Source organism: Telmatospirillum siberiense (assembly GCF_002845745.1).
GTDB lineage: Bacteria > Pseudomonadota > Alphaproteobacteria > Rhodospirillales > Magnetospirillaceae > Telmatospirillum > Telmatospirillum siberiense.
Map to the genome: position 1 here is coordinate 22,256 of NZ_PIUM01000007.1, position 26,175 is coordinate 48,430.

Here is a 26,175-nt window from a genome sequence, read left to right on the forward strand (position 1 = left end):
TGCGCCGGTTCCCAATCTCTTGAGCGGTTCTTTCGTGGCGACATCAGACATTTTGGCCGAGGCGTCGCAAGACGTCGCCGCCGGCCGGTTCGACAAGGCGCTGCGGTTGCTGGCGGAAATGCCGGAAGACACTCCCGGCCGTGCCGTGGTGGCGGGCGCCGCCTGGCTTGGCCGCAAGCGGGCGCCGGCGGCGCTCGACCATCTGCTCCGGGCGGTCGGCGAGAACGACGATCCGGCGACCCGGATGCTGCTGGGCCGGGCCTATCTGCTGGCCGCCGATCCCGGGGCCGCGGCGATGGTGTTCGAGGACCTTCACGAGCGAGCCTCCGATCTGCCGGGTCTGACCGAGGCGCTGGCTTGCGCCTACCGGAGCGACGCCCGTTACGCCGACGCCATCCGTTTGGCCGGAGAGGCGATGGCGCCCGGCAACGACCTGCTTTATGAAAAGGCGATGAGCCAGGCCTGCCTGGGCGATGCGGAGGGCAGTCTGGCCAGTTGGGACGCGTTGATCGGCCGCGTGCCCGATCGCGCCGCCGCCTGGTACGGCAGCCATGCGCCGGCTCTCGATCTGCTGGGCTGGCCCGAGGCCGAACGCCGGCTGCACCGCGCCGCCGCCTGTCCCAAGGCCAATGGAAAATATCAGGCCATGCTGGCCGCTTACGATCTGTTGGCCGGCCGGTCGCCCCGCCCATGCAGCCGCAAGCATGCCTATGTGGCGGACTCGGCGGCGGCCTTGCTGCCCCATCTCGATGCCGGGGTTCGTCTGTTCGGCATGGCGCCGGCTTTGCTCGCCTGGGCGGTGGGCGAGGCGCGACGCCCGGGGCTCGTCCTGGAATTCGGTGTCAGGCGCGGCACGTCGCTGACGGCGATCGCCCGGGCGGCGGGGCAGGAGGCGCACGGGTTCGATTCCTTCGAGGGCCTGCCCGAGGCGTGGGGCAGCGCGCCGCGCGGCGTGTTGTCCACCGGGCGGGAAATGCCGGCCATGCCGCCCTGCGTGACGCTGCATCCGGGTTGGTTCGAAGATACGCTGCCCGTCTTCCTAGCCACGCACGACGGTTTCGTGCGCTTCGCCAACATCGACAGCGATATCTATTCCTCGGCGCGCACCGTGTTGACCGCCTTGGCCGGCCGTATCGGGCCGGGAACCGTGCTGGTCTTCGACGAATTCATCGGCAATCGCACCTGGCGCGACGATGAATTCCGGGCCTTCCACGAATATGCGGAGGCCCGCGGCGTCCGCTGGCGGGTCATCGCCGTCAACCTTGCCTGCAAGCAGGTGGCGTTGACGATCTGCGAATAGAGCGTGTTGCATTTGGATTGAATCGCGCTCGGTAGCCTGAGCGGGGAAAAAGGGCGATCTTCATAGCCTTTTCCCTCGCCCTTTCCTCCTGCCGGTAAGATGAAACGCGGCACTATGCGGTGCGGACCTCCGCCAGGAAGTTGGTCACCTCGCCGCGCAGCTTTTCCGAATTGACGGCAAGCTCGTTCGCCGCAGACAGGACCTGTTCGGAGCCAGCCACCGTCGTCGAGCTGCTTCGATGGATGTCTCCGATGCTCGATGAGACGTCCTGGGTTCCCTTGGCGGCCTCTTCGACATTGCGGGCGATTTCACTGGTCGCGGCCCCCTGCTCCTCGACGGCGGAGGCGATACCTGAGGAAATCCGCCGGACCTGTTCGATGGTTTGGGTGATACCCTGGATAGCCTCGACGGTCTTGCGCGTTTCCTCTTGAACGGCGGCGATCTGTTGGCCGATTTCGTCAGTAGCCCGGGCTGTTTGGTTGGCCAGATTTTTTACCTCGCCCGCCACGACGGCGAAGCCTTTGCCCGCATCACCGGCCCGGGCCGCTTCGATGGTGGCGTTTAGCGCCAGCAAATTGGTTTGGCTCGCGATATCGTTGATCAGACTCACCACTTCGCTGATTCGGTCAGCGGCATTGGCCAATCCTTGCACCATCGTATTGGTCCGTGCCGCCTCTTCCGAGGCATCCGTCGAGATTTTCGCCGATTCCGTTACCTGGCGCGATATTTCCGAAATCGACGAGGATAGCTCCTCGCTCGCCGATGCCACCGTCTGCACATTTGCCGTCGTCTGTTCCGCGGCGGTGGAGACGGTTAACGACTTGGCGGCGATATGAGTGGCGTTTTCCGACATCGACTGTGCCGTCGCCTGCAACTCGGTGGAAGACGACGCCACAACCTTCACGACATCCAATACTTTGGCCTCGAAGTTGTCGGCCAATTGCCTTAGCGCCTGTTTGCGCTCCTCGGCGGCTCGCTGCTTTTGGGCTTCTTGCTCGATCCGCAGATGCTCAACCTCCCGGGCATTGGTCTTGAAGATCTCGACGGCCATCGCCATCCTTCCGACCTCGTCTTTTCGCTCACGGTCGGGAATCTCGATATCGAGATTGCCCGACGCGAGCGTCCCCATGACTCCCGTCATGCGCTGGATGGGCGAGACGAGCGCTTTGAAAAGAACGACGCCAAAGGCGGCGGCAAGAACGAGGCAGAAGCCCACTCCGACCCAAATCGTGAGATCTGCCGCATCCAGTGAGGCGTAAAGATCTACCCGGCGCTTGGTCAGCAATCCGGCCTCGACCTCCGAAATCTCCACGAGCTTTTTGCGAAAGGCGTCCATCGACACCTTGCCGGCTCCGTTTGCCTCCATAGCCCGCGCCTTCTCGGCCGTGGTGGCGTTGCCCATCAGAGTGATCTCCAGATCGGCGACGTCGTTCTGCCAAGCGACGGCCAGCTTTCGCAGGTCGTCAAGGCGGCTTTGCTGCGCCGCATTGTCGGAGGTCAAAGACTTGGTCTTCGTCCATGCCTCGTCGAACTGCTTGCGCCCTTCGTGATAGGGGGCGAGGAAATTCTTGTCTGACGAGATGAGAAACCCGCGCACGCCGGTTTCCTGATTGATCATTCCGTCGAGCATCGCTCCAGCTTGGGCGAGCACTTCATACGTATGATCATTCCATTGAGTGGTGGCGCGGACAGTGTGAGACTGTCCGAATATCACGATACCCATAACGGATACGATAATTGTAATGGCCCCAAACGACATAATTAACTTTATTTTTGCGCTCACGTTATTAAAGATAGGCATGAAAATTCTCCGAATTATTTAAAATGGCCCTAATTTATCGATAAATTATATTTTATATAATTGTTTATGAATATTATTCAACTATATGTCCTGTCAGAATGCGAAATAGTAAAGTATAGGAATAAATTCATGATAATATCACTGTTTGCGAAATTATTCATGTCAGCCAGAAAGATGGGCTTAATTTTTAAATTATTATACATCTAAGCTGGGACATTGCTGTGATGGTCGTCACAGATCAATAGAGATCTTGTTTATGCAACCTTTAATTGCATATTAATTAACGTTCAATATTACAAATTGAGAAAAATTTACTGCGAAACGGCAATTAGTCATTGCCAATGATTGCAATCATGATTTCGGAAGTGCCCAGGGGGATGTCGATAAGAAAGGGGCTTGGCGCGAAACCGCCAAACCTCCCTCCAGCAACGGGCTGAAAGGCCACAGGGGGGAACCCCTGTGGCAAGTGGCGGCTCCCGCGTCCAGATCCCGGCCACGATTTCGCGGGATTTGGCGGCGGCGGTGATCACGGGGCTGGTGCGCCGATGATCCCGGTTCCTGGGAGCGTATCTCCCTCTCAGGCCGCTTCGGTCTGGTCCTTTTTCGACAGGCCATGCAGATCGAGAAGGGTGTCCTCCAGATTGCAGGTGCGTTCATAGAGGGCGAGGCTGTCTTCACACAGATGGAGCATGCGCTCCGGCAGGCCCGGAGCGGATGGCTCTGCGCTCTCCAGGCAATAATCGCGGAACTGCAGCCGCTGGTGCTGCCCAAAAGCCTCGTTGGTGCTGATCTTTCCGCAAGACCAGGCATGCAGCGAAAGGGTGCGGGTCATCAGGTCCTTGAGGCGGACGGCGACGCGGTGCGCCTCGCGGCTGGCCAGAAGCTGGTCGTCCGTGGCGTCGCCGATGCGGGGCAGGTCGGCCTCCTCAAGATAGGCCCGGCATTCGCTCAGCAGGGAAAAGGCCTCGTTGCGGAAGCGTTCGGTCACCAGTTCGAACAGGCTGGCGGCATCGTCATCCGTCGGTGCGCCAGTCTCAAAAGCCAATATTCTTGCCATCGCCGTCACCCACTGTCTTCGTCTGATCATGGGGTGATTTTTTCAGACGCACGGCCGCCGGCCTATCCCCAAATGGGGACCCCGTTCCGGCATTGTCCACCGAAATCAGTTGGAGGCGACATCCTTGAGGAAGCCGTCGATGATCCCCTTCAGGCGGGTCGACTGGGCGGCCAGATCGTCCGAGGCGCTCAAGAGATCGGCCGCCGCCCGGCTCGACTGGTCGGCCGCCGCCTGGACCCCGGTCACGTTGCCGCTCACCTCGGCCGTGCCCGCCGCCGCCTGCTCGACATTGCGGGCGATCTCCCGCGTCGCCGACGTCTGCTGTTCCACCCCGGCGGCGATGTTGCCGGCGATGTCGCCCACCTCGATGATGGTCTTCAAGATCCCCTGGATCGCCGCCACCACCCGTTCGGTCTGGCCCTGCACCGCGGCGATCTGCTCGCCGATCTCGTCGGTGGCCTTCGCCGTCTGATTGGCCAGGTTCTTCACCTCGCCGGCCACCACCGCGAAGCCCTTCCCGGCCTCCCCGGCCCGCGCCGCCTCGATGGTCGCGTTCAAGGCCAGCAGATTGGTCTGGCTGGCGATGTCGTTGATCAAAGCCACCACCGCGCCGATCCGCTTCGCCGTCTCGGCAAGCTGGCCCACTTCCGTCTCCGTCTTGCGGGCCTCCTCCACCGCGGCATGGGTGATCTGCGACGAATGCCCCACCTGCCGGCTGATCTCGTTGATCGATGACGACAGCTCCTCCGCCGCCGAGGCCACCGTCTGCACGTTCGAGGATGCCTGTTCGGACGCCGCCGAGACACTGCTCGCCCGTTGGCTCGTCTCGCTCGCCGTGCCGCTCATCGTTGTCGCCGACGCCTGCAACTGCGAGGCCGCCGACGCCAGACCCCGCACGATCTGGCTGGCGTCCCGATCGAACGACGCCGTCAGTTCCTCCAGACGCGCCGCCCGCGCCTGCTGCGCCGCGAAACTCGACCGCTGCTGCTCCTCAAGCTCACGCTGGCGAAGCAGATTGGTCTTGAACACCTGAACCGCCCGGGCCATGTCCCCCGTCTCGTCCCGGTTCTCCAGGCTGGGGACGTCAATCGCCACGTCGCCCGTCGCCAGACGCCCCATCACCCCCGTCATCCGGGCCAGGGGCAGGCTCACGATCCGTTCGAAAAGCAGCTTGATCACCACCACCACCGACAGCGTCACCAAAAACGCCGCAACCGCCATCCCGATGATGATCCGCCGAAGCTCCGCCGTTTCCGCCGCCGTGTTCAGGCTGCTCGAAAACACCCCCATCACGTCGCCCTTCTTCTCCTCCATCAGGCCGCCGTGACAGGAATGGCAACTGGGCGAATCCGCCCCCGAACTCACCCCGTAAAGAATCGGCATGCTGTAGCGGTAGGTCTCCCCCACAAAACGGCCGACCGGCTTGCCGCTCCGCAGCGCCTCCTCGTCGATCGCGTCCAGCGGCTTCTTCGGAGCCCGCCCGGGCTCCTCCTCCGCCATATAGACGACCTCCTTCGGTCCCCACACGCTCCACAGCTTGCCCGGATAATCCGTATTCCGCCGCTCGAACCAGTTCTCAAAAACCGCAACCGAAATCTTCGCCTTGTCCTGACGCCGCTGGCTGTGCGCCGCCGCAACCAGCGCATTCAGCGACGTCAGCTCGTTCTCGGAAAAATGCTGGAGCTTCGCTTCCATCCGGTTGGTCTCGACGATGGCGACCGCTACCGTCGCCGTCACCGCCATCCCAAGCACCCCGACGCCACTGATCACCATGAATCGCGCCCGCAGCGTCAGGTTCTTCCACCAACCAAACATTGTCCATCCTCATCCGAAAAGAAGCGTTCCCTGGCCAGGAAGTTTATTATTTTTATGAATAAATAGTAAATGGTTATTAACCGGATGCGAGTGGTTCGCCGTTGGAATAACAACTTTTAGATTATTATCTATTGATAACTCTTGCGGGTGCCCGGTCATCAAATGGTCTGACCGGCATGAAGCGTGGGTTTCGTTGATCACGCCGAACGGACGCTTGCCAAAAAGCCGCCGACCAGTTCCTTCAATTGAGAGGCTTCCTCGGATAACTCTCGCGCCGATGTCAGGACCTGTCCGGCATCATTTCCGGTATTGGCCGCGGCCTGAATCATCTCGTCGATATTGGCCGATACGGCTTGCGTTCCCTGGGCCGCCTGTTCCACATGCCTGGAAATCTCGGCGGTGTCCTCCGATTGCTGCCTGATCGACTGGGAGATGGCGGCGGCGATATCGTTGATTTCCCCGATCCGCGCAACGATGCCGCCGATGGCCGAGACCGCTTCCCGGGTCGACGATTGCACCGCGCCGATCTGGATGCCGATCTCCTCGGTGGCCTTGGCCGTCTGGTTGGCCAGGCTCTTCACTTCGTTGGCCACCACGGCGAAGCCCTTCCCGGCCTCGCCGGCCCTGGCCGCCTCGATGGTGGCGTTCAGCGCCAGGAGATTGGTCTGAGACGCGATATCGTTGATCAATTTGATGACTTCACCAATCCGCGCCGAACTGTCCGCCAGGCCTTTGACCGTGATGTTGGTGCGGTCGGCCTCGTCGGTGGCGGTGCGTGAAACACGACTCGATTTTTCGACATGCCCTCCGATTTCATCGATGGTCTTGAAAAGGTGGTTGGCGGCGGCGATGACCGTCTGGACGCTGCCGTAGGCTTCGCCAGCCGAGCCCGAAGCCTTGGCGGCTTCGCCATTGGTCCGTTCGGCGGCGGCGGCCAGCGCCTCGGCGGTGTTTGTCATGCCGGTCGCGGCGGTGGTGACCTTGTCGAGAAGTCCCGACACGTTACGGTCGAAAACGCCCGCCAATTCCTCGATGATCCGGGTGCGTCGGCTCTGATCGGTGCGTTCCCTTTCCTGCTCGGCGGCCAGATGTGAAATGCGGGCCTGCTGGTCCCGGAAAACATTGAGGACATCGGCGATCTTGCCGAATTCATCGCTTCTTTTGAGCAGGCGCAGCGGCCGATCGATTTGAGACAGGACCGTTTCCATATCCCACTCCAGTGTTCGGAAGGCGGTCCTTAAAAGCGTCGCGAGATAGACCGCAGCCCCCAATCCGACCGCGCCGGAAAGACTGAAGGTGACAAGCATCAGCGTCCACAGGGTTTCGTGTTCTTCGCGTAGCTGACGGCCGTCTTCGGTCAATTTTCCGGTCTGGCCGGCAACCAGCGCGCGGACATTGTTCGACAGGGACTCGATGGACGTCGTCATCTGGTCGGTAAGCTTGTCGAAGTCGTCCATCAGCACGTTGCCGGCGTCGATTCCGTCGCTGACGTAAATCCCGACCATTTTGCGGCCAAGTGTATAGAAGGGGGGGAACTGCTTGCCGATTTCCGCCAACGACGTTTCGATTTCCGTCGCCCCGAGACGGGCGGCCTCTCGTCGCGCCAAGTCCATATCGGTTGAGAATTTTCCGGCGAATCCCTCCGCCTCCTTGTAGCCGTCCTCGTGATGGGTGGCCGAGACGTCGGACAGGAATTGCTGGACCTGAACCACGTCATATTTGAGGCTTTCGATCGCCAATAGCAGGGGAATGACTTGTTCCGAGACGCGTCGGGATCCGGTTTCCATGGCTTGCAGGCGGGGTTTCTGCGCGGACAGCATGCCGAGGGCGAGGATGCCGGCGAGGGTCATGGCGGCCAGGATGGCGACGAACCCAAAGACCACCTTCATCTTGATCGTCATGAGGGGGACTCCTCCTTAAGACGGCGGGACCGATGGCGTTCCTTGATCGGCGGTGGCTTTCTCCGGGGTGCCGGACAGGGAATGAGACGAAACCACAGGATGAATAATTCTTTTTCCTATGTACATTCAAAAGTATCATCTTTTGAGGCAAGATCGATCTCGGCCGAAGAGATGCCCTGCATCCAGCCGATTCTGTCCCTTGGAAATAAGCGGAGTTTTTTAGAAAGCGGGCGCCGGAGCCTTTGTCGCTTTCATCTGGTTTGAACGGCCTTCAGGTCTTGCGCAGCACCATATAGACCAGCGTCTGATTGAGCAGGCCGTAAGCGATTTCACCGAAGGTGATCGGTCCCATGAAATCGCCGATGCGCTTGCCTTCCAGATCGCCGTAGATGAAATTCAGAATGCAGTTCATCGAAAGCGTGGGGTCGGCGCAGATCTTATTGAATTCTCGGGTGAACGCCGCCTGATAGTCCTCCACCGGCACGGCCAGCCGATAGTCGATATGGGGAAACAGGGGGGCGTAAAAGGCCACGCGTTTTGCAGCCTGGTCTATCGACTTGATGGAGACGTTGACCATCGCCCCCGAATAATTGGCGACCAGGGGAAGCCTGTGGTCGATGCCTTGGGACAGGAAATATTCGGCCAGATTGACGGAAACGCCGTTGACGTGGGCTTCGCGGAAACGGAAGCCGGGGCGATCCACGGTGATGGTATCGCCGGCGCCCTGGATGAACGGATTGACGATTCCGACCTCGGCGGCGATGTTCTCGCTCAGGCCGGCATGCAGGCAGATGGCGTTGTTATCGGACCATCGGCCGGTTTGGCCGTCGACGACCTTGGCTTTTCTTTTGCCGATCTCCTCCAGGGCCACCCCGGCGATCCATCCGACCAGGGGGCGGTCGAAGATGCAGGGGTAGCTTTGGACATTTTCGGCGAAGGATTGGTGGGTCCTCGTGAAGGCCGGAATGATGACGAAGCTGAACCCATGACAAGGTTCATCGGCGACGATTCCCGGTAATTGCGATTCGCTGTAGAAGCGCGTTTCGAAACTCACCACCTCGGGCGGCAGGACGTTGGCGAAGATCTTGGCCCGCGTCATGACGCCGCCCTTTTCACCGATGAAATAGGGGGTGGTGCCTCCCACCCACTGTCCCCTGGGCAATTGTCTGAGCAGATCCTCGTCACCAGACAGGAGAAGTCTTTTCCCGGTGTTGAGCAGCGCCTTGACCTCTTCCACCGAAAGCATCGCGCGCATTACTTCGACTCCTGCCCAAAAATCGCCTGAATATCCTTTTGTGCCAGCTTCTCGTTTTTTTTGAAGAAGCCATAAGCCTCTTCAATGAGTCGCTCAATATTTTCCGTGGTGGGGTCGATCTTCGCGCGTCCGGTGACCCTGGTGATGAAGAATTTCGTGGCCAGGAGGGTGAAGGAGACCTTCAGCTTTCCGCATACGAGTTCTTTCCATTTGGGATGGGTCTTCGGTGGAAGCATCAGGATTGGGTCCTTGGTAAGGGCGCCAATGGGAACGTCCGCTGTATCCACGAGTTTCAAGCATTTTCAGTGTATCAGCATGACGTCACCGCCGCAAAGAAGCTGGAAATGGCCATCCGGTTCCATCCGGCGGCCATTTCCATTGGCGTGGCCGAGGGCTCAGAACGGAACCAGGAGGCGTGTCCAGAATTCGTCGCCTCCGACATAGTTCTTGGTTTCGAGATTCTGATGATAATAGGCCTGAACGATGACCGGGCCGAAGTTGTAGCCGACGATCGGGCCGATGGCATATTTGACCGGTGCGGTGTTGGTCAAATTATGCTTCGTTCCATTTGCCAAGGTCACCTGGTCGTTTTCGACCTGCTTCATGCCGTAACCGCCAACACCGAAAGTCCATTTGTTGATGGTCTTGGTGATGCTGTATTCGGCGATGAACTGATCGCCGGACTGATAGTCGCGATAAGTGGTCCCCGCTTGGTTGTCGGCGCTCTTCTGGAAGTTGAAATCGTAAGTGAACAGCACGCTGGCATTCCATCCGTCATGCAGCCAGCTCACGCCCACGCCGGGTTCGACGGCCCAATAACGATTGGAATTCCGCACATAGATGCTTTTGTTGTTGGTGCCGTCGGGGGCCCAGATGCCCAACTGGGTTGCCACATGGAAGTCTGCCGGCAGCGACCAGGAGAGAATCGCCGGGATGAGAAGGCTGTCGTACATCCCGGATCCGCTGCCCGAGTTGACCGCGCCGTTGGTGGTGGAATCGTAATCGAAGGGCAGGGCGACGCCGGCGGCGTAATCGGCGCCCAGCAATTTGATGCCGGGGACCCATTCTATGATCGGAACATCGACGAAAGCATCGACATGGGTCGATGTGCTCTTACTGTCGGGGCCGTACCAACGCGTGGGCGAAATGAAGGTCTCATTCACGAAATAGAGACCCGCTGGTGGAAGCGCACCGGACGCCAGGCCCTCCGTCACACCGGGAAGGCGGGTCGTCCAATTTTCTGCGGAAAGTGCGGGAGAGGTCACAGCGATCGCACCGAGCACGATGGTCGCTTTGAGGATTTCTTTCATGGAGGATCCCCTAGATTTATTGATTGTTAGTCTGCAAATACTAGGCGCGCGATCGCCATCCCGTCTGTCAGCTACATGACAATTTATCAAACATCTCATTGCCGATCGTGCCGCCGGGCCGGCCCCGTCGTCGCGGGACATCCGGCGTCGCGGGGGGCTCGGGCTATTCCACCGGGCAACAATGCAAAACTGTCCGGCATCTGACAGACAGCCCCCTCGGTCGGCCCTCATAATGCCGCTCAACCACAACGAAACGACCCGAACGGGCGGCTTTTAAAGACCCGAAGGGAACCCGGAACGGAACGGCCGCGCAAGGCGCGCCGGGTTTTGGGAACAGGGAAGGCGCCAACAGTCATGATCGACTCCTGCGGCCGCGACATCACCTATCTCCGCCTGTCGGTCACCGACCGCTGCAATCTCCGCTGCGTCTATTGCATGGGGGATGATCCCCTGCCGCTCGCCCATTCCGAGGTCCTCAGGATCGAGGAACTCGTGCGCATCTCCCGCTGTTTCATTCGCCTTGGCATTCGCAAGCTGCGCATCACCGGCGGAGAGCCCCTGGTCCGCAAGGGCATCATGGAGCTGTTCGACCAGTTGGGCGAAGAGGTCGCTCTCGGCCGTTTGGCCGAACTGACGATGACCACCAACGGCTTGCGGCTGGCCGAGGTTGCCGGGCGGCTGCGGGCCGCGGGCCTGCGCCGGGTGAATGTGTCGCTCGATACGCTCGATCCCGGCCTGTTTCGCCGCATCACGCGGTGGGGAGAGGTCGAAAGGGTCATCGACGGAATCGCCGCGGCCAAGGACGCCGGTCTGCAGGTCAAGATAAACGTCGTGCTGCAGAAGGGCGTCAACGAGGATGGACTGGACGCCCTGATCGCCTGGGCGGGTGCCCAGGGCCATGACATGACCCTGATCGAGGCGATGCCGCTGGGGTCCCTGGCGGGCTTGCGCGCCGACCAGTTTCTGTCGGTCGAGAAGATGCGCAAGGACCTGGCGAGCCGCTGGACGCTTCTTCCCTGCGACCACCGCACAGATGGGCCGGCCAGTTTCTACCGCGTGGCGGAGACCGGAGGCCGGCTCGGCTTCATCGCGGCGATCAGCCAATGCTTCTGCGCCGCGTGCAACCGGGTGCGGATGACCTGCACGGGGGGCGTGTCCTGGTGTCTGGGCCAGGAAAGCAGTCTGGAATTACGGGATTTGATCCGATCCACCGAAGACGACGGGCCGATGGAGCGCGCGCTGCTGGCGGGTGTCGCCGCGAAACCCGCCGGCCATCGTTTCGCCGTCGGGATCGCCGGGGCGGCCTGTTCCGACGGTCAGCGGAGCCGGATGAACCGGATGGGAGGGTGACCCCCCACACGGATCCGGGACCTTTTGGGAATGTGAATACTTAGTCGCAGAAATGGAGCCACCATGGATATTTACGAGGAATTGGTGCGACTGCGTCGCGAGGGGCGAAGAGGCGCCCTGGCCACGATCATCACCACCACCGGCTCGATACCGTCCTACTCCTCGGCCAAGATGCTGGTCCGCGATGACGGTTCTGTCGTCGGCACCATCGGCGGCGGCTGCGTCGAGGCGGAGGTCATCACCGGCGCCCGCAAGGTCATGGAGCAGGAAAAGCCCGAGACCTTCGAATTCAACCTCAACAAGAATCCCAGCTTCGACACCGGATTGGTGTGCGGCGGCTCATTGGAGGTTTTCGTGGAACCCATCCTGGGCGATCCGACACTTTATATTTTCGGCGCCGGACATGTGGGCCTGAACGTCTACAAGGTCGCGCAGATGGCCGGCTTCCAGGTGGTGGTCATCGACGACCGGGTTTCCTTCGCCAATCGGGAGCGCTTCCCCGAGGCGCAGGAGGTCTATGCGGACGACTGGGACAAGGTCATGGCCTCGTTGAACCCACCGGACACCTCTTTCATTCTCGTCGTCACCCGCGGCCATCGCGAGGACATGCATGTCCTGCAATGGGCCGTCGACACCAAGGCGCGCTACATCGGCATGATCGGGTCGAAGCGCAAGGTCATTACGGTGTGCAAGGAACTGCAGAAGCTGGGCGTGCCCGCTTCCAAGTTCGATCGCGTGCATGCGCCCGTCGGCTTCGACATCGGCGCCACAACCCCTGAGGAAATCTCCGTCGCCGTGGCGGCGGAGATGATTGCCGTCCGGCGCCACAGCCAATCGGCTCTGCCTTATATGCGCCGCCTCCAGCTCGTATCGGACGAAGTGCAGGAAAAATCCGCGAGTTGACGCCCACAGGAAACGCCACTCGCTTCTAAACTTATGGGAGAGACGAAAAATGCAACGGATAAGACTGAATATTAATGGGGTCGACAGATTTATCGTCACCGATCCCAAGGCCATGCTTTCGGACGTGTTGCGCAATCAATTGTTGCTGACCGGATGCAAGGTCTGTTGCGACACCGGACAATGCGGTACCTGCACGGTCATCGTCGACGACAAACCGATAAAGTCTTGCCTGACCCCTGTCAGCAAGATCGGCCCGCTGGCCAAGATCACCACCATCGAGGGATTGGGTTCGGGCGACGATCTTCATCCCCTGCAGGTCGCCTGGATGGCCCATGGCTCCGCCCAATGCGGCGTCTGCACCCCCGGTTTCCTGATGTCGGCCAAGGTGCTTCTGGACAAGAACCCCAGTCCGACCCGGGACGAGGTTCGCACCTGGTTCCATCGCAACCGCAATCTTTGCCGCTGCACCGGCTATAAGCCCCTCACCGATGCCGTGATGGACGCCGCCGCCGTTTTGCGCGGCGAGAAGAAGAAAGAGGATCTGCTGGTTCAGCCGGCGGAAAACGGCAGTATCCTGGGATCGACCTATCATCGTCCCTCGGCCAGGGCCAAGGTCACCGGCACCTGGGATTTCGGCGCCGACGTCGCCTTGCACATGCCGCCGGATACGCTGCGGCTGGCGCTGGTCCAGGCCAAGGTGTCGCACGCCAACATCAAGGGCATCGACACCTCCGAGGCCGAGAAGATGCCGGGCGTCGTCAAGATCGTGACCTGGCATGATATCAAGGGCAAGAACGCCATCACCGGTCTGATCACCTTCCCCACCAACAAGGGCGACGGATGGGATCGTCCGATCCTCTGCAAGGACAAGATCTTCCAGTTCGGCGACGCCATCGCCATCGTCTGCGCCGACACCGAAGCCCATGCCCGCGCCGCCGCGGACAAGGTCAAGGTCGATCTCGAAGTGCTGCCGGCCTATATGAGCGGCTTCGCCGCCCTGGCCCCGGACGCCATGGAAATTCACCCCGGCGTGCCGAACGCCTATTACGAGCAGGGCGTCGTCAAGGGCGAGGACACCAAGCCCCTGATGGAAAAGGCCGCCTACACGGTCGAACTTGAAACCTATTGCAGCCGCCAGCCGCACTTGCATCTCGAGCCGGATTGCGGCGAAGCCTTCCTGGACGACCAGGGCGTGCTCACCATCTTGTCGAAGAGCATCGGCCTGCATCTGCATCACGCGATGATTTGTCCGGGTCTCGGCATCGAGCCCGAAAAACTTCGCATCATTCAGAACGGTACCGGCGGCACCTTCGGCTATAAGTTCAGCCCGACCATGGAAGCCATCCTCGGCGCCGCCTGCCTGGCCACCGGCCGTCCCGTGTCGCTGATCTACGACCAGTATCAGAACATCACCTATACCGGCAAACGCTCGCCGGCCAACATCACGGCCAAGTGGGGCGCCGACAAGGACGGCAAGCTGATCGCGCTCGAATACGACTGGTGGCTCGATCACGGTCCCTATTCCGAATTCGGCGATCTGGTCACCCTGCGCCAGGCCCAATTCATGGGCGCCGGTTACGATATCCATAATATCCGGGCCAAGGGCTTCACCGTCGCCACCAACCATGCCTGGGGCTCGGCGTTCCGCGGATATGGCTCGCCGCAGGCGTTCCTGAACGGTGAAATCGCCATGGACATGCTTGCCGAGAAGATGGGGATCGATCCGCTCGAGCTGCGTATGCGCAACATCTACCGGCCGGGCGCCACCACGCCGACCGGGCAAGTGCCGGAAGTGTTCTGCCTTGAGGGCCTGCTCGACATGATCAAGCCCTACTGGGAGGAGGCCAAGGTCCGTTGCAAGAAACTGTCGACCGACAAGATCAAGCGGGGCGTCGGCCTGTCGCTCGGCATCTATGGCTGCGGCCTGGATGGTCCGGACAGTTCCAATGCCGCGGTCGAACTGACGCCCACCGGCGTGACCGTGATGAATGCGTGGCAGGACCACGGTCAGGGATCCGAACTCTCCACGCTGACCATCGCCAATGAGATGCTGCTGCCGCTCAAGCTCAAGATCGAACAGATCGACCTGGTGATGAACGACACCAATCTGCCGAACAGCGGCCCGTCCGGCGGTAGCCGGTCGAACGTGTTCGTCGGCAACGCCATCAAGGTCTCCTGCGAGATGCTGCTCAACGCCATGCGCAAGCCGGACGGCAGTTATCGTACCTACAAGGAGATGGTCGCCGAAAACATTCCGCTGCGCTACGACGGGAAATGGGTGGCCGCGGCCTGCACCGACTGCACGCCCGATACCGCGCAGGGCTCGCCATTCCCGATCTATATGTATGAAGTCTTCATGCCGGAGGTGGAAGTCGATGTCGAAACCGGCAAGACGACCTGCGTCAAGTTCGTCACCTCGGTCGATGTCGGGACGCTCATCAACAAGGCCACCGTCGACGGCCAGATCTACGGTGGTATCGCCCAGGGCATCGGCCTGGCGTTGACCGAGGACTTCGACGATCTCGAAAAGCACACCTCGCTCAGGGCCTGCGGCATTCCCTATCCGCTGGATATCCCCGACGATTTCGACATCCTCTATCAGGAAACGCCCCGTCCGCTCGGTCCCTTCGGGGCCGCCGGTTGTGGCGAGGCGCCGCTGACCGCCGTTCATCCGGCGATCCTCAACGCGATCTACAACGCCGTCGGCGTCCGCATCTTCAAGATTCCGGCCCTGCCGGAAGCCGTGAAGGCGGCCATGGACGCCAAGAACGCCAAGGAGTCTGTCCACGCCTAGGGGGGCGGAAGACCTCCGGGGTGATCCGCAAGGATCATCCCGGGGGCCTTCATTCCACGCGAAAACGATCAATGAGGCCTGGGAGCGCGGATTTCCATGGAGCGGCTGAGAGTTCAGGAACTGGAAGCGCAATGCATCGAGGAGGCTCCTCCGGCTTGCACGGCGACCTGTCCGATCCATCTCGATGCCCGCGGCATGATGGAGTTCGTGCGCAAGGGCGATATCCCCGGCGGATTTGGCATCGTCGCCCGGTTTTTGCCGTTTCCCTCCATCATCAGCAGAATTTGCGATCATCCTTGCGAATTGCTTTGCAAGCGGGCGGAAGCCGGCGAAGCGGTTCGCATCAACGACATCGAGCGGGCCTGCGTCGACCATGGATACAAGGCGAGCGCCCTGCCCCGGGCGCAGCGGGCGCAACGGAAAAAGCATGTGGCCGTCGTCGGGGCGGGCCTTTCCGGCCTGACCGCCGCCGTCGACCTGGCCGTCAAGGGCCACGAGGTGACGGTCTTCGAGGCCAAGTCCAGGACGTTCGACCGCATCCGCGAGTGGAGGCGTCCGCCACTGCCGGCGAGCCTGATCGAAACCGATCTCGTCCAGTTGGGGACGCTCGGCATCACCGTTCAAACCAATACCGTGGTCGGCGCCGGCGGGATGAGTTTCCGCTCGCTGGCCGATGGCTTCGATGCCGCCTATCTGGGGTTGGGCTCACGCTCCGTCGCCGATCTCGCCCTCGATCTGGAACTGGACGCGGAAGGCCGTATCGTCATCGATCCCCTGACCTTCGCGACCAGCCATCCGCAGATTTTCGCCGGCGGCTGCCACCGCTACGGTCCCGCCGTCTATTCGCCGATCACCTCGGTCCATGACGGTCGCTATGCGGCGATGTCCATCGACCGGATGTTTCAAGGCGCCTCCCTGAGCGCCAACCGGGAGACGCAAGGCCCCTATCCGACGCGCCTTTATACCAAGACCAGCGATTACGCGCCGCTGCCGGCGGTCGTTCCCGCCGACCTGCACGCCGGTTTCACCGCCGCCGAGGCGGTTGCGGAAGCGACGCGATGCTTCCCCTGCCATTGTCTGGAATGCGTGAAGGTCTGCGACTTCCTGGCCCATCACGGTTCCTATCCGAAACGCTATATCCGCGAGATCTACAACAACGACTGCATCGTCATGGGCGCCCACAAGGCCAACCGGATGGCGAACACCTGCAGCCTGTGCGGCCTGTGTTCGGCGGTCTGTCCGGAACATCTGCCGATGGGCGACTTCTGTCTCGAGGCCCGCCAAAGCATGGTGCTGCGGGGCAAGATGCAGCCGTCGTTCCATGACTTCGCCTTGCGCGACATGGCGTTCAGCACCGGCGACGCCTTCGCGCTGGCCCGTCATCAACCCGGCACGACGTCGAGCGCCGCCCTGTTTTTCCCCGGTTGCCAGTTGAGTGCCTCGTCTTCCGATCACGTCGCCGCCGCCTATGCCTATCTGCGTCAACGTCTTCCCGGTGGTGTCGGGCTCATGCTGGGCTGTTGCGGCGCTCCGGCGCATTGGGGCGGCGAGGAGGGGCTGTTCCGCTCCGCCCTGCAATCGCTCGAAGACGAGTGGGAGCGGATGGGGCGCCCGAAGATCATTACCGCCTGTTCGTCCTGCTACCGCGTGTTCAAGGATCATCGGCCCGATTTTCCGGTCACCTCGCTGTGGACGCTGTTCGAAGAGATCGGCCTGCCGCCGGCGCGCAAGGCCCCGCCGTCGGGTCCGCTCGCCATCCATGATCCCTGTACGACCCGCGACGAGGCGGATGTGCAGCGGAGCGTCCGCGCACTTCTCGACCGAATCGGGGTGGCGTCGCAGGATATCGGCGATCCGGGGCTGACCTCCTGCTGCGGTTTCGGCGGGTTGATGTCCTTCGTCAATCCGGACGTGGCCGACAAGACCATCGATCGCCGGGCGCGGGAGAGCGACGCCGATTACGTCACCTATTGCGCCATGTGCCGCGACAATTTCGCCAGGCGGGGCAAGCGGGCCCTGCATGTCCTGGACCTCGTGTTCGGTACGGAGGACGATCCCGCCGCCAGGGAGGATCCCGGTTTTTCCAGCCGCCAGGAAAACCGTGCCCGGCTGAAGGCCCGTCTGCTGCGGGAGGTCTGGGGGGAGATCCCGGCCGACGAAGGGGAAGGGCCTTCGCCCCTCCCCAGGCTGTTCATCGATCCCGGGGTGCGGGCGTTGGCCGAGAAACGCCTGATCCTGGAGAGCGACATGCGCGGGGTCATTCGTCATGCCGAGACCTCGGGGGTGAAGATCCTGAACCGGGAGACCGGACATTTCGTCGCCAGCCATCAGCCGGCGGCGGTGACCTACTGGGTCGAATACTCGCCCCGGGGCGAGGGCTTCGCCGTTCATAACGTCTATAGCCATCGCATGTCGCTGGGGAAGGAGCCATCGTCATGAGCGGCGAGAAAGCCCCTCCGCCCCGGCTGATCTGCGGGAAGTGCGACCAGGAATTGTCGATGGGCAAGGTCACCCTGGCCTACATGGGCAATTCGTTCGAAGTCGAGTTGTTGCGTTGCCCGCAGTGCCATCTCGTGTTCGTTCCCGAGGAACTGGCGACGGGAAAGATGCAGCAGGTCGAATTGGCGCTGGAGGAAAAATGACACCGGAACCGGTATGCCGCGCCGATCCCCTTTATGCGAGCGGCTCCCTGCTCGATGGGGCCGGCGAGCCCCTGCGTCCCGGGGGAGCGCAACTCACCGCTCATGCGGTCGAATGCGGGCGGTGGCGTCCCGGCGAACGGGTGATCGATATCGGCTGCGGCTGCGGAACCAGCCTCGCCTATCTGCGTCGCCGAGGATTGAACGCCATCGGCGTCGACATTTCCCCGCATGCCCTTCGCCTGGCGAAGCATCGGGCCGGCGAGAGCCTCGTCGTTCAGGCGAGCGGCGACGCTCTTCCGTTTCCCGATGGCGGAGCCGACGGCGTGCTTGCCGAATGCAGCCTGTCGCTGATGCCCAGCGCGGCCCGGGCGATGGCCGAATTCCATCGCGTCCTGCGCCCCGGCGGTCGGCTGGTGGTTACCGACGTCTACGCGCGCAATCCGGCGGTTCTGAAGGAGGATGCCGCCGGCCTGCCCGGGTGTCTTTCCGGCCTGCTGGAAAAGGAGGACACCATCCGCCGGCTGGAAAGCGCGGGCTTTGGTCTCGACGCCTGGGAGGACCATTCGGATGTGCTGAAGGCGTTCGTGACCCGCTTCATCTTCGAACATGGTTCGTTGGCGGCGTTGTGGGGCGGGGCGTCATCGGAAACGGCGCGCCGGCTGCGCCCCGGATATGTCCTTCTCGTCGCGCGAAAGAGCTTGGAACCGCAGCCGCGTTCGGTTGACGCGGCAGGGAGGTCTGCCCATGGCTGACGAGGAATTCCGTATCTTCGAATTGTCGCTGCAGGGGTTCGGATGCAGCCAGGTTCTCGTTCTGATGGCGCTCGAGGCGCAGGGCAGGGACGACCCCCTCCTCGTCCGCGCCATGTCCGGGCTCCTGGGAGGCATGGGCTGTGGCAGGACTTGCGGCACCCTGGCGGGGGCCTGTTGCGTGCTGGGCATGTATGCCGGCCGGGGCGGTGTCGAGGAACGCGAAGACGACGCTCTGCCGATCATGCAGGCCGAACTGGTCGATTGGTTCGAGGCCGAATACGGCGTTCGGTACGGCGGCATCAATTGCGACGACATCATCGAGAAGGATCCGGGACTGCGCCTTTCCAGATGCCCGCCCCTGATCGTGGAAACTTTCAGGAAGGTGATGGAAATCCTGGCGCGGCACGACTATTCGCCCGATGGCCGGGCGGGCGGGGGGCGGGAATGAACAAGATGGCGACCGTTCGGGCGGGGACCGTCGCCGGGCTGGTGCTCGCCGCCGGCTATTCGTCGCGGATGGGTGCTTTCAAGCCGTTGCTTCGTCTGGGCCGCACCTCGACGATCGAACATGTCGTCGGTCTCTTCCGGCGCAGCGGTATCGCCGCCGTGACCGTGGTGGTGGGCCACCGCGCCGACGAAATGATCCCGATCGTCGAAAGCCTGGGAGCCACGCCGGTCTTCAACGCCGATTTCGACCAGGGGATGTATTCCTCGATCCGGGCGGGGATCAGCGCTCTGTCCGATGAATGCGGTGGCTGCCTGTTGTTGCCGGTGGATATTCCCCTGGTCCGGCCCTCGACCATCGAACGTCTGCGCCGCTCTTTCGCCAACCGCCATGCGTCGGTCCTTTATCCCGTATTCCAGGGGCGGCACGGGCATCCACCGCTGATTTCCCGGGCTTTGTTTCCTGAAATTCTCGATGGCGACGGCGCGGGGGGATTGTGCACCATCCTGGCCCGCCATGCCGCCGAGGCCGAAAATGTCGCCGTTTACGACGAAGGCATTCATCGTGACATGGATACGCCGGCCGATTACGCGGCGCTTTGCGCCGCCGCACAGCGGACGGAAATTCCGGGGCTGGCGGAATGCGAAGCGATTCTCGCCGACATGCAGCCGAACCGCGATGTCATTGCCCATGGGCGCTTGGTCGCGGCGGTTGCCGGACGGCTCGCCACCAGCCTGATCGAGGCGGGCCTGCCCCTCAACGCGGATCTCGTTCTCGCCGGAAGCCTGCTCCACGACGTCGCCAAGGGTCAATCCGACCACGCGATCGCCGGCGCACTGCAAATGGAACGGCTCGGCTATCCAGAAGTCGCCCGGATCGTTGCCTGCCATTCGGATCTCGAATTCTTCGGTGGCGATCCGGACGAGCGCGCCGTCGTCTTTCTGGCCGACAAACTGGTGCAGGGCGTCTGTGTCGTTTCTCTGGAGGAGCGCTTTCAACGCACCTTCCATCGTCTTGAAGCCAACCCGGCCGGCCTGAAGGCGGCACGGGGCCGTTTCGACACCGCCCTCAGAATCACCGGGGCGATGGAGAGGCGCATGGGCCGCTCCCTCAGGCGATGCCTCGCCCCCCTTTCCCCCCAGCCGATGCTTGCGGAAAAGGAAACTCCGGTCCCGGCCGCCGAAACGGCGGTCCTCGGCACCACCGAAAGCGTTTGCCCGGTCTGCCTGCGGCAGGTTCCTGCCGAGCGGGTCCAGGAGGGCGACGCCATCTATCTTAGGAAGACCTGCCCGGACCATGGCGCGTTCAAGACCGTGACATGGCGTGGCGCGGATTCCTATCACGCCTGGGGCGGCTCTCTGGCCGCATTCTCGGCACCTGCCTTTCCAGCAACGGAGAAGGCCAGGGGCTGCCCCTACGACTGCGGTCTGTGCGCCGATCACCGTCAGCAAAGCTGTTGCGTGCTCGTCGAGGTGACGGAGCGGTGCAATCTGTCCTGCCCGGTCTGTTTCGCCGAGGCCGGGGGATCAACCCCCGACCCCGATCTCGACGAGATCTCGCGTCGGCTGGCCGCGCTGAGAAAAAGCGGACGGCAGGTGAATATCCAGCTTTCCGGCGGTGAGCCCACCCTTCGGGACGATCTGCCCGAAATCGTCGCCTTGACGCGCCGGATGGGGTTCGATTTCGTTCAGGTCAACACCAACGGGATCCGCCTGGCCCGCGACGACGCCTATGTCCGGCGGCTGAAGGAGGCTGGTCTCGAATGCGTCTTTCTGCAATTCGACGGCCTTTCCGACGACGTCTACCGGGCGATTCGCGGCGCGGATCTGCTTGATCTGAAGATGAAGGCCATCGACGCTTGCGCGAAATACCGCATCGGGGTCGTGCTGGTGCCGGTCCTGGTGCCCGGCGTCAATATGACGCAGCTTGGCGATATCATTCGTTTCGCCGCCGCCCGCTCGCCCCATGTGCGAACGGTTCACTTCCAGCCCATTTCCTATTTCGGCCGTTATCCCGGGCAGCCCGGCGACGAGGCGCGCGTCACCATTCCGGAAGTCCTGGCGGCGATCGAGGCGCAGATGGGGCAAGCCATTACGGCCGCCGATTTCCGGCCGGGAACGGCCGAAAATCCCTATTGCTCCTTCAACGGCGATTTCATCGTCGGCGCGGACGGCGAATTGACGTCGAGCCTGGCGCCGGCCAAGGCTTCAGGCTGCTGCGGAAGCGGCGCTGGCGCTCCGGCGGCGGCCGAAGGCGCCACCGCCGACGAGGCGGAGCGGGCCCGGCGGTTCGTCGCCCGGCGGTGGGCGGCGCCGGACCAATGCTGCGCCTCCCCTTCCGACGGGACCGCCGGCGTGCTGATGAAGGCCGACAGTCTTGACGCCTTTCTGGCCAGCCGGAAACGGACCCTGTGCATTTCCGGCATGGCTTTCCAGGATGCCTGGACGCTCGATCTCGATCGGCTGCGCCAATGCTATATCCATGTTGCCACGCCGGATCAGCGACTGGTTCCGCTGTGCGCCTTCAACCTGTCCGGCATGAATGGCGAGACGATTTATCGGCGGCCCCGCTCATGATCGCGGCGGTCTTTCCGCTCGACCGATGGATCGCCGGACGACTGGGGTTGGGCGGGGCGCCGCTTGATCGGGCCGCCATCGAGGCGTGGCAGATGGACTGTTTGCGCCAGACCCTGGATTGGGCGCGCGGCAGAAGCGCTTTCTATCGCCGGCATCTCTCCTCGCTGGACGGGGCGCCGCCGCGATCGCTTGCCGATTTTGCCGAATATCCCTTTACCACCGCGGCTGATATCCAGGCCGATCCCCTGCAATTCCTCTGCCTGTCGCAAGGCGACATCAGTCGCGTCGTGACGCTGGATACCTCGGGCACCACGGGTCTTCCCAAGCGCATATTCTTCACCGGGGAGGATCAGGAGGTCACCCTGGGCTTCTTCGAACACGGGTTGCGTCAGATGGCGGGGCCGGGCGACAAGGTCATGATCCTTCTTCCCGGCGACAGGCCGGGCGGCGTCGGCGACCTGTTGTCCCGGGCGATCCGGCGTCTTGACGCCACGCCTGTTCCCGTGGGGATTTCCCAGGACGCCAAGGCGGTTGCCGAACTGGGGGCGCGCAACGCGGCCAGCCTGCTCATCGGCATCCCGGTTCAGGTTCTGGCCGTGGCGCGGCATTGGCGGGCGATGGGGCTGCCCCGGGATTGCCTCCGTCGGGTCCTGCTGTGCTCGGACAATATTTCAGAAGCCGTCTGCGCGGAAATCGCCGCTCTCCTGGACTGCGAGATCTTCCGGGACTGGGGAATGACGGAAATGGGCTATGGCGGTGGCGTGGATTGCATTGCCCACGACGGCTATCACTTGCAGGAGGCGGACTTTCTGTTCGAGGTCGTCGACCCGCGGTCAGGCCGTCCGTTACCGCCGGAGGCGCTGGGCGAGGTCGTCTTCACGACGCTGACCCGGCGCGGCATGCCGCTGATCCGCTACAGGACGGGCGATCTGGCGAGACTTGTCGAGGATCCTTGCCCCTGCGGATCGGCATTGCGGCGGTTGGACCGCATCGAGACACGCAAGACGGGGCTCGTTTCCTTGAGCGGCGGCGACATTTCCATGGCCGCGCTCGACGACGCCCTGTTCGAGATACCGGGCATCGCCGATTTTTCCGCCAGCCTCCTGCGGGAGGGGCGGTCCCCGATCCTGCGGATCGAGGTGTTTCAAAGGACGCGCGCGGAAGGACGGCCCGGCCTCGACGCCATGGCTCTCCAGTCTGCCGTCATGGAGGCGCTCGATAGCATTCCCGTCATGCGAAGGAGTAGCGATGTGGCGATCGAGGTCGTGTTGCGTCCGGACATGATGCCGGTCAGCCGGGGGAAGCGGATGATCCGGCTGGAGGAGGGGACATGACCCGCTTCATCATCCTGCTGCGCCACGGCGCGACCGGCGGCGATAACGGCCGCAAATATCTGGGCCGGATCGATCTGCCGCTGGGCGAGGAGGGGGAGCGGCAAAGTCTCCGCCTGCGTCAGGCGCTTCAGCCCTGGTCGTTCGGCGCCGTTTATTCCAGCGATCTCGCCCGCTGCCGCCGGACGGCGGAGATCGCCATCGGCGGACGGGGTGTCGCGATCACCGCCCGGGAGGATCTGCGCGAAGGGGCGATGGGCGAATGGGAGGGGCGCCTCAGAAGCGAGATCGCCGCCGCCTATCCCGAAGAATGCGCGGCGCGGCGACGCGATATCGAAAATCATCGGGTCAAGGGCGGGGAAAGTTTCAAGGAGTGTCAGGCGCGCGTCGTTCGCGTGCTGGAGGAACTCGCCGCGTCGGGCGACGATAATGTCCTCCTCGTCGGGCATGGCAGCACCAATCGTCTTTTGCTGTGCCATATGCTGGGAATGCCGATCGCCAACATGTTCCGCCTGGGGCAGGACCACGGGTGCATGAACATCGTTCAGCAAGACGATTCCGGCTATCGGCTGGTGCTGTTGAATTTCAAGCCCTGAGCAGCCCTTGCCGAGATCATTCGAGGGAGCGAGGAATGCGTATCGCCTATTTCGACAACAACGCGACCACGCCGCCTTTGCCGCAGGTGGTCGATGCCATGGTGAGCCGGCTCACCGATGGTTTCGGCAATCCGTCGTCCTCCTACCGCCGTGGGCGGGAGGCGCGGGAGGCGGTTGAAACGGCGCGCGGATCGGTTGCGCGTCTTTTCGGCTGCGCTCCGTCGGAAGTCGTCTTCACCAGCGGCGGCACCGAGGGCGACAATAGCGCCATTCTCGGTCTTTGCGGCGTGGGGGATCATGTCATCACCACCGCTATCGAGCATGACGCGGTGCTGAACAGCTGTCGCGCGCTGGAGCGTCTCGGTGGCGAGGTGACACGGCTGCCCGTGGGGCTCTCGGGCCAAGTCGATCCCGACGCCGTGCGTCGCGCGTTGCGGCCGAACACCAAGCTGATCAGCGTGATGACGGCGAACAACGAAACCGGCGTCCTGCAGCCCGTCGAGGAGATCGGCCGTCTCGCCGCCATGGCCGATGTCTGGTTTCACACCGATGCGGTGCAGGCCGCCGGCAAGGTTCCTCTCTCGGTGGAACGGTTCGGCTGCGATCTGCTCTGCATTTCCGCGCATAAGATTCACGGGCCCCAGGGCGTGGGCGCTCTGTTCGTCCGCCGCGGCACACCGTTGAAACCGCTCATCCATGGCGGAGGCCAGGAGCGGGGGCATCGCGCCGGCACCGAGAACCTGCCCGGCATCGTCGGGCTCGGGCTGGCCGCCGAGGCCGCCCTGGCGGGGTTCGAGGATGGAACGGTGGAATGGATCCGGGGCTGGCGCGATCGCCTGGAGACGGCGGTGCTCCAATCCATCGACGGCGCCACGGTCAATGGGGGCGGAGCGCCACGCGTCGGCAACACGACGAGCCTGTCCTTCAACAATGTTCTTGCCGAAGCGGTGGTGGCGGCGCTCGATCAGTTGGGGCTTTCCGTCTCGGCGGGATCGGCTTGCGCGGCCGGTTCGCGGGAGCCGTCCCATGTGCTGATGGCGATGGGGCTGGGGGCGGTGCGGGCACGATCCAGCGTGCGCATCAGCATCGGCAAAGGCAATACGGCGGACGACGTCGATTATCTGTTGGCCGTTCTCCCCGATGCGATCCGCCATCTTCGGGCATCTTCCCCGCAGCGGCGAGCGCCGGCCCAAGACGCGAAATAATACAAAAAAGTCCTGTTGGTTTCGGTGGTGTGAAATGCAAATTTCGCATTGAAGTGGACGCCCGCCCGGGCGGTTGTTCTTGAAACAAGCGCCAAGTCTATCCACAGAAACCGCAAGATTGGTTCCCGGCATGCCGCCTTTCAGCAATGGCGCCGGCGGTCTTCGTTGCCTCTTTCAGGGTAAGGAATTCCTCTGGTTCATGCCGGATGCCTGTCGTTCTCTTAAAGACTATGCATGGGCTGTGCAATATATTGGTTATGTATATTAAATATATAGCGATGGCGAAAGCAGGTGCTGATGTTTGGATTTGGTGGACATCTTGCTTTTGGTTGATTAATGAGCTTTAATGATGAGGCCATTACTATTCATTATGGGCTGTGCGCCGCGATGTCTCAGTGCTTCAGCATTTTCGATATTCTTGAGAATCCCGAGCATGACAGCTTTTTCCAAAGCTTCGCGGTCCGTAAAATCGCCGAGCACGGCATCGTCTGCGATGCCGGAACGACGGAAAACAGTATCTTCATCGTTCTGTCCGGCGAATTGCGCGTCTATCTCTCGTGCGAGGGGCGGGAATTCACGCTTTTCACCCTTGAGCCGGAAGCCGTGTTCACGACGCACGCCAAAATGTCGGTGGTCGCCACGAAGCCGTCGGAGATATTGGTCACCAGCCTCAGGAATTTCGAAAACGCGTTGAAGACCATCCCGGGCCTGTCCGTCGCCATCATCGGCAGCATGGGGCGCGGCCTTGGAAGCGCCGTCCGGATCATCGAGGGCCTGGTCTTCCGCGACGTCAAACAGCGTCTGATCTATTTTCTTCTCGATCTGGCCAATGAGCGCGGATGCAAGGTCCATGGGGGCGTCTCCATCACCATGGACTACAAGATCGAAGAAATCGCCACCCTGATCGGTTCGAGCCGGCAATCCACATCCTTGATTCTCAATGAACTTATCAAGAGCGGCTACATCTTGAGAGTCAGCCGCAAACAACTGGTCATTCGCGATCTGCGTCGCCTGAAAAGGTTGACGGAAAGCGAAGAGCTGTCGGATTGGGAGGAGGAGGTTTGCCCGATCCCGCTCGTCGGCGCGGCGGGGCGGCGGAACTGATCGCCGGAACGGTTTTCAGGGCCTGTCGATAAATTATC

Annotated in this window: 20 protein-coding genes; 13 read left to right on the plus strand and 7 right to left on the minus strand. The window is 62.2% G+C overall.

Annotation, left to right across the window (positions count from 1 at the left end):
* Positions 1 to 34: 34 nt before the first annotated feature.
* Entirely contained in the window at positions 35 to 1,300 is a 1,266-nt protein-coding gene (locus CWS72_RS08460; RefSeq protein WP_241911639.1) for a class I SAM-dependent methyltransferase, read from the plus strand.
* A 112-nt stretch (positions 1,301 to 1,412) separates the two neighbouring features.
* On the opposite strand, the gene CWS72_RS08465 is transcribed toward CWS72_RS08460, so the two are convergent.
* The 7 genes from CWS72_RS08465 to CWS72_RS08495 form a co-directional block, all read right to left on the minus strand.
* A complete protein-coding gene (locus tag CWS72_RS08465) occupies positions 1,413 to 3,101 on the minus strand; it encodes a methyl-accepting chemotaxis protein (RefSeq protein WP_101250162.1) in 1,689 nt (562 codons plus the stop codon).
* Positions 3,102 to 3,678: 577 nt separating this feature from the next.
* Positions 3,679 to 4,188 (minus strand): DUF1465 family protein, encoded by a 510-nt coding sequence (locus CWS72_RS08470; protein ID WP_146002682.1) that lies wholly within the window; start codon positions 4,186 to 4,188, stop codon positions 3,679 to 3,681.
* A gap of 75 nt (positions 4,189 to 4,263) precedes the next feature.
* Entirely contained in the window at positions 4,264 to 5,973 is a 1,710-nt protein-coding gene (locus CWS72_RS08475) for a methyl-accepting chemotaxis protein (RefSeq protein ID WP_101250164.1), read from the minus strand.
* Between the two features lie 197 nt (positions 5,974 to 6,170).
* Complete coding sequence (locus tag CWS72_RS08480) at positions 6,171 to 7,874, minus strand: methyl-accepting chemotaxis protein (protein ID WP_101250165.1); 1,704 nt, start codon at positions 7,872 to 7,874, stop codon at positions 6,171 to 6,173.
* A gap of 271 nt (positions 7,875 to 8,145) precedes the next feature.
* The gene (locus tag CWS72_RS08485; protein WP_101250166.1) at positions 8,146 to 9,129 is read right to left on the minus strand and encodes a DUF6976 family protein; all 984 of its coding nucleotides are present in this window, start codon (positions 9,127 to 9,129) and stop codon (positions 8,146 to 8,148) included.
* Entirely contained in the window at positions 9,129 to 9,425 is a 297-nt protein-coding gene (locus tag CWS72_RS08490) for a hypothetical protein (protein ID WP_146002683.1), read from the minus strand. Before CWS72_RS08490 ends, CWS72_RS08485 begins: the two co-directional genes overlap by 1 nt.
* A gap of 99 nt (positions 9,426 to 9,524) precedes the next feature.
* Complete coding sequence (locus CWS72_RS08495; RefSeq protein WP_158240558.1) at positions 9,525 to 10,439, minus strand: SphA family protein; 915 nt, start codon at positions 10,437 to 10,439, stop codon at positions 9,525 to 9,527.
* 354 nt (positions 10,440 to 10,793) lie between these two features.
* On the opposite strand from CWS72_RS08495, the gene moaA reads away from it, so the two are divergent.
* The 12 genes from moaA (at position 10,794) to CWS72_RS08555 (ending at position 26,137) form a co-directional block, all read left to right on the plus strand.
* On the plus strand, positions 10,794 to 11,789 hold the full coding sequence (moaA, locus tag CWS72_RS08500; protein WP_101250169.1) for a GTP 3',8-cyclase MoaA: 996 nt from the start codon (positions 10,794 to 10,796) through the stop codon (positions 11,787 to 11,789).
* 63 nt (positions 11,790 to 11,852) lie between these two features.
* Positions 11,853 to 12,692 (plus strand): XdhC family protein, encoded by an 840-nt coding sequence (locus CWS72_RS08505; RefSeq protein WP_101250170.1) that lies wholly within the window; start codon positions 11,853 to 11,855, stop codon positions 12,690 to 12,692.
* A 49-nt stretch (positions 12,693 to 12,741) separates the two neighbouring features.
* Positions 12,742 to 15,486: a molybdopterin-dependent aldehyde oxidoreductase gene (locus tag CWS72_RS08510; protein WP_101250171.1), complete on the plus strand. Its 2,745-nt coding sequence runs from the start codon at positions 12,742 to 12,744 to the stop codon at positions 15,484 to 15,486.
* A gap of 96 nt (positions 15,487 to 15,582) precedes the next feature.
* Positions 15,583 to 17,925 (plus strand): pyridine nucleotide-disulfide oxidoreductase/dicluster-binding protein, encoded by a 2,343-nt coding sequence (locus CWS72_RS08515; protein WP_101250172.1) that lies wholly within the window; start codon positions 15,583 to 15,585, stop codon positions 17,923 to 17,925.
* Positions 17,922 to 18,128: a DVU_1557 family redox protein gene (locus CWS72_RS08520; protein WP_101250173.1), complete on the plus strand. Its 207-nt coding sequence runs from the start codon at positions 17,922 to 17,924 to the stop codon at positions 18,126 to 18,128. The genes CWS72_RS08515 and CWS72_RS08520 overlap by 4 nt, the downstream gene beginning before the upstream one ends.
* Positions 18,125 to 18,880, plus strand: coding sequence for a DVU_1556 family methyltransferase (gene trsM / locus CWS72_RS08525; RefSeq protein ID WP_101250174.1), 756 nt, complete (start codon positions 18,125 to 18,127; stop codon positions 18,878 to 18,880). Before CWS72_RS08520 ends, trsM begins: the two co-directional genes overlap by 4 nt.
* Positions 18,873 to 19,328: a DVU_1555 family C-GCAxxG-C-C protein gene (locus tag CWS72_RS08530; RefSeq protein ID WP_101250175.1), complete on the plus strand. Its 456-nt coding sequence runs from the start codon at positions 18,873 to 18,875 to the stop codon at positions 19,326 to 19,328. The genes trsM and CWS72_RS08530 overlap by 8 nt, the downstream gene beginning before the upstream one ends.
* Positions 19,325 to 21,901: a radical SAM (seleno)protein TrsS gene (gene trsS / locus CWS72_RS08535; protein ID WP_158240559.1), complete on the plus strand. Its 2,577-nt coding sequence runs from the start codon at positions 19,325 to 19,327 to the stop codon at positions 21,899 to 21,901. Before CWS72_RS08530 ends, trsS begins: the two co-directional genes overlap by 4 nt.
* A complete protein-coding gene (locus CWS72_RS08540; protein WP_101250177.1) occupies positions 21,898 to 23,235 on the plus strand; it encodes a DVU_1553 family AMP-dependent CoA ligase in 1,338 nt (445 codons plus the stop codon). Before trsS ends, CWS72_RS08540 begins: the two co-directional genes overlap by 4 nt.
* Positions 23,232 to 23,828 (plus strand): histidine phosphatase family protein, encoded by a 597-nt coding sequence (locus tag CWS72_RS08545; protein WP_101250178.1) that lies wholly within the window; start codon positions 23,232 to 23,234, stop codon positions 23,826 to 23,828. The genes CWS72_RS08540 and CWS72_RS08545 overlap by 4 nt, the downstream gene beginning before the upstream one ends.
* A 35-nt stretch (positions 23,829 to 23,863) precedes the next feature.
* On the plus strand, positions 23,864 to 25,033 hold the full coding sequence (locus CWS72_RS08550) for a cysteine desulfurase family protein (protein WP_101250179.1): 1,170 nt from the start codon (positions 23,864 to 23,866) through the stop codon (positions 25,031 to 25,033).
* Positions 25,034 to 25,420: 387 nt separating this feature from the next.
* Positions 25,421 to 26,137 carry a Crp/Fnr family transcriptional regulator gene (locus CWS72_RS08555; RefSeq protein WP_158240560.1) on the plus strand — a complete coding sequence of 239 codons (717 nt, stop codon included), beginning with the start codon at positions 25,421 to 25,423 and terminating at the stop codon, positions 26,135 to 26,137.
* Positions 26,138 to 26,175: the final 38 nt, after the last annotated feature.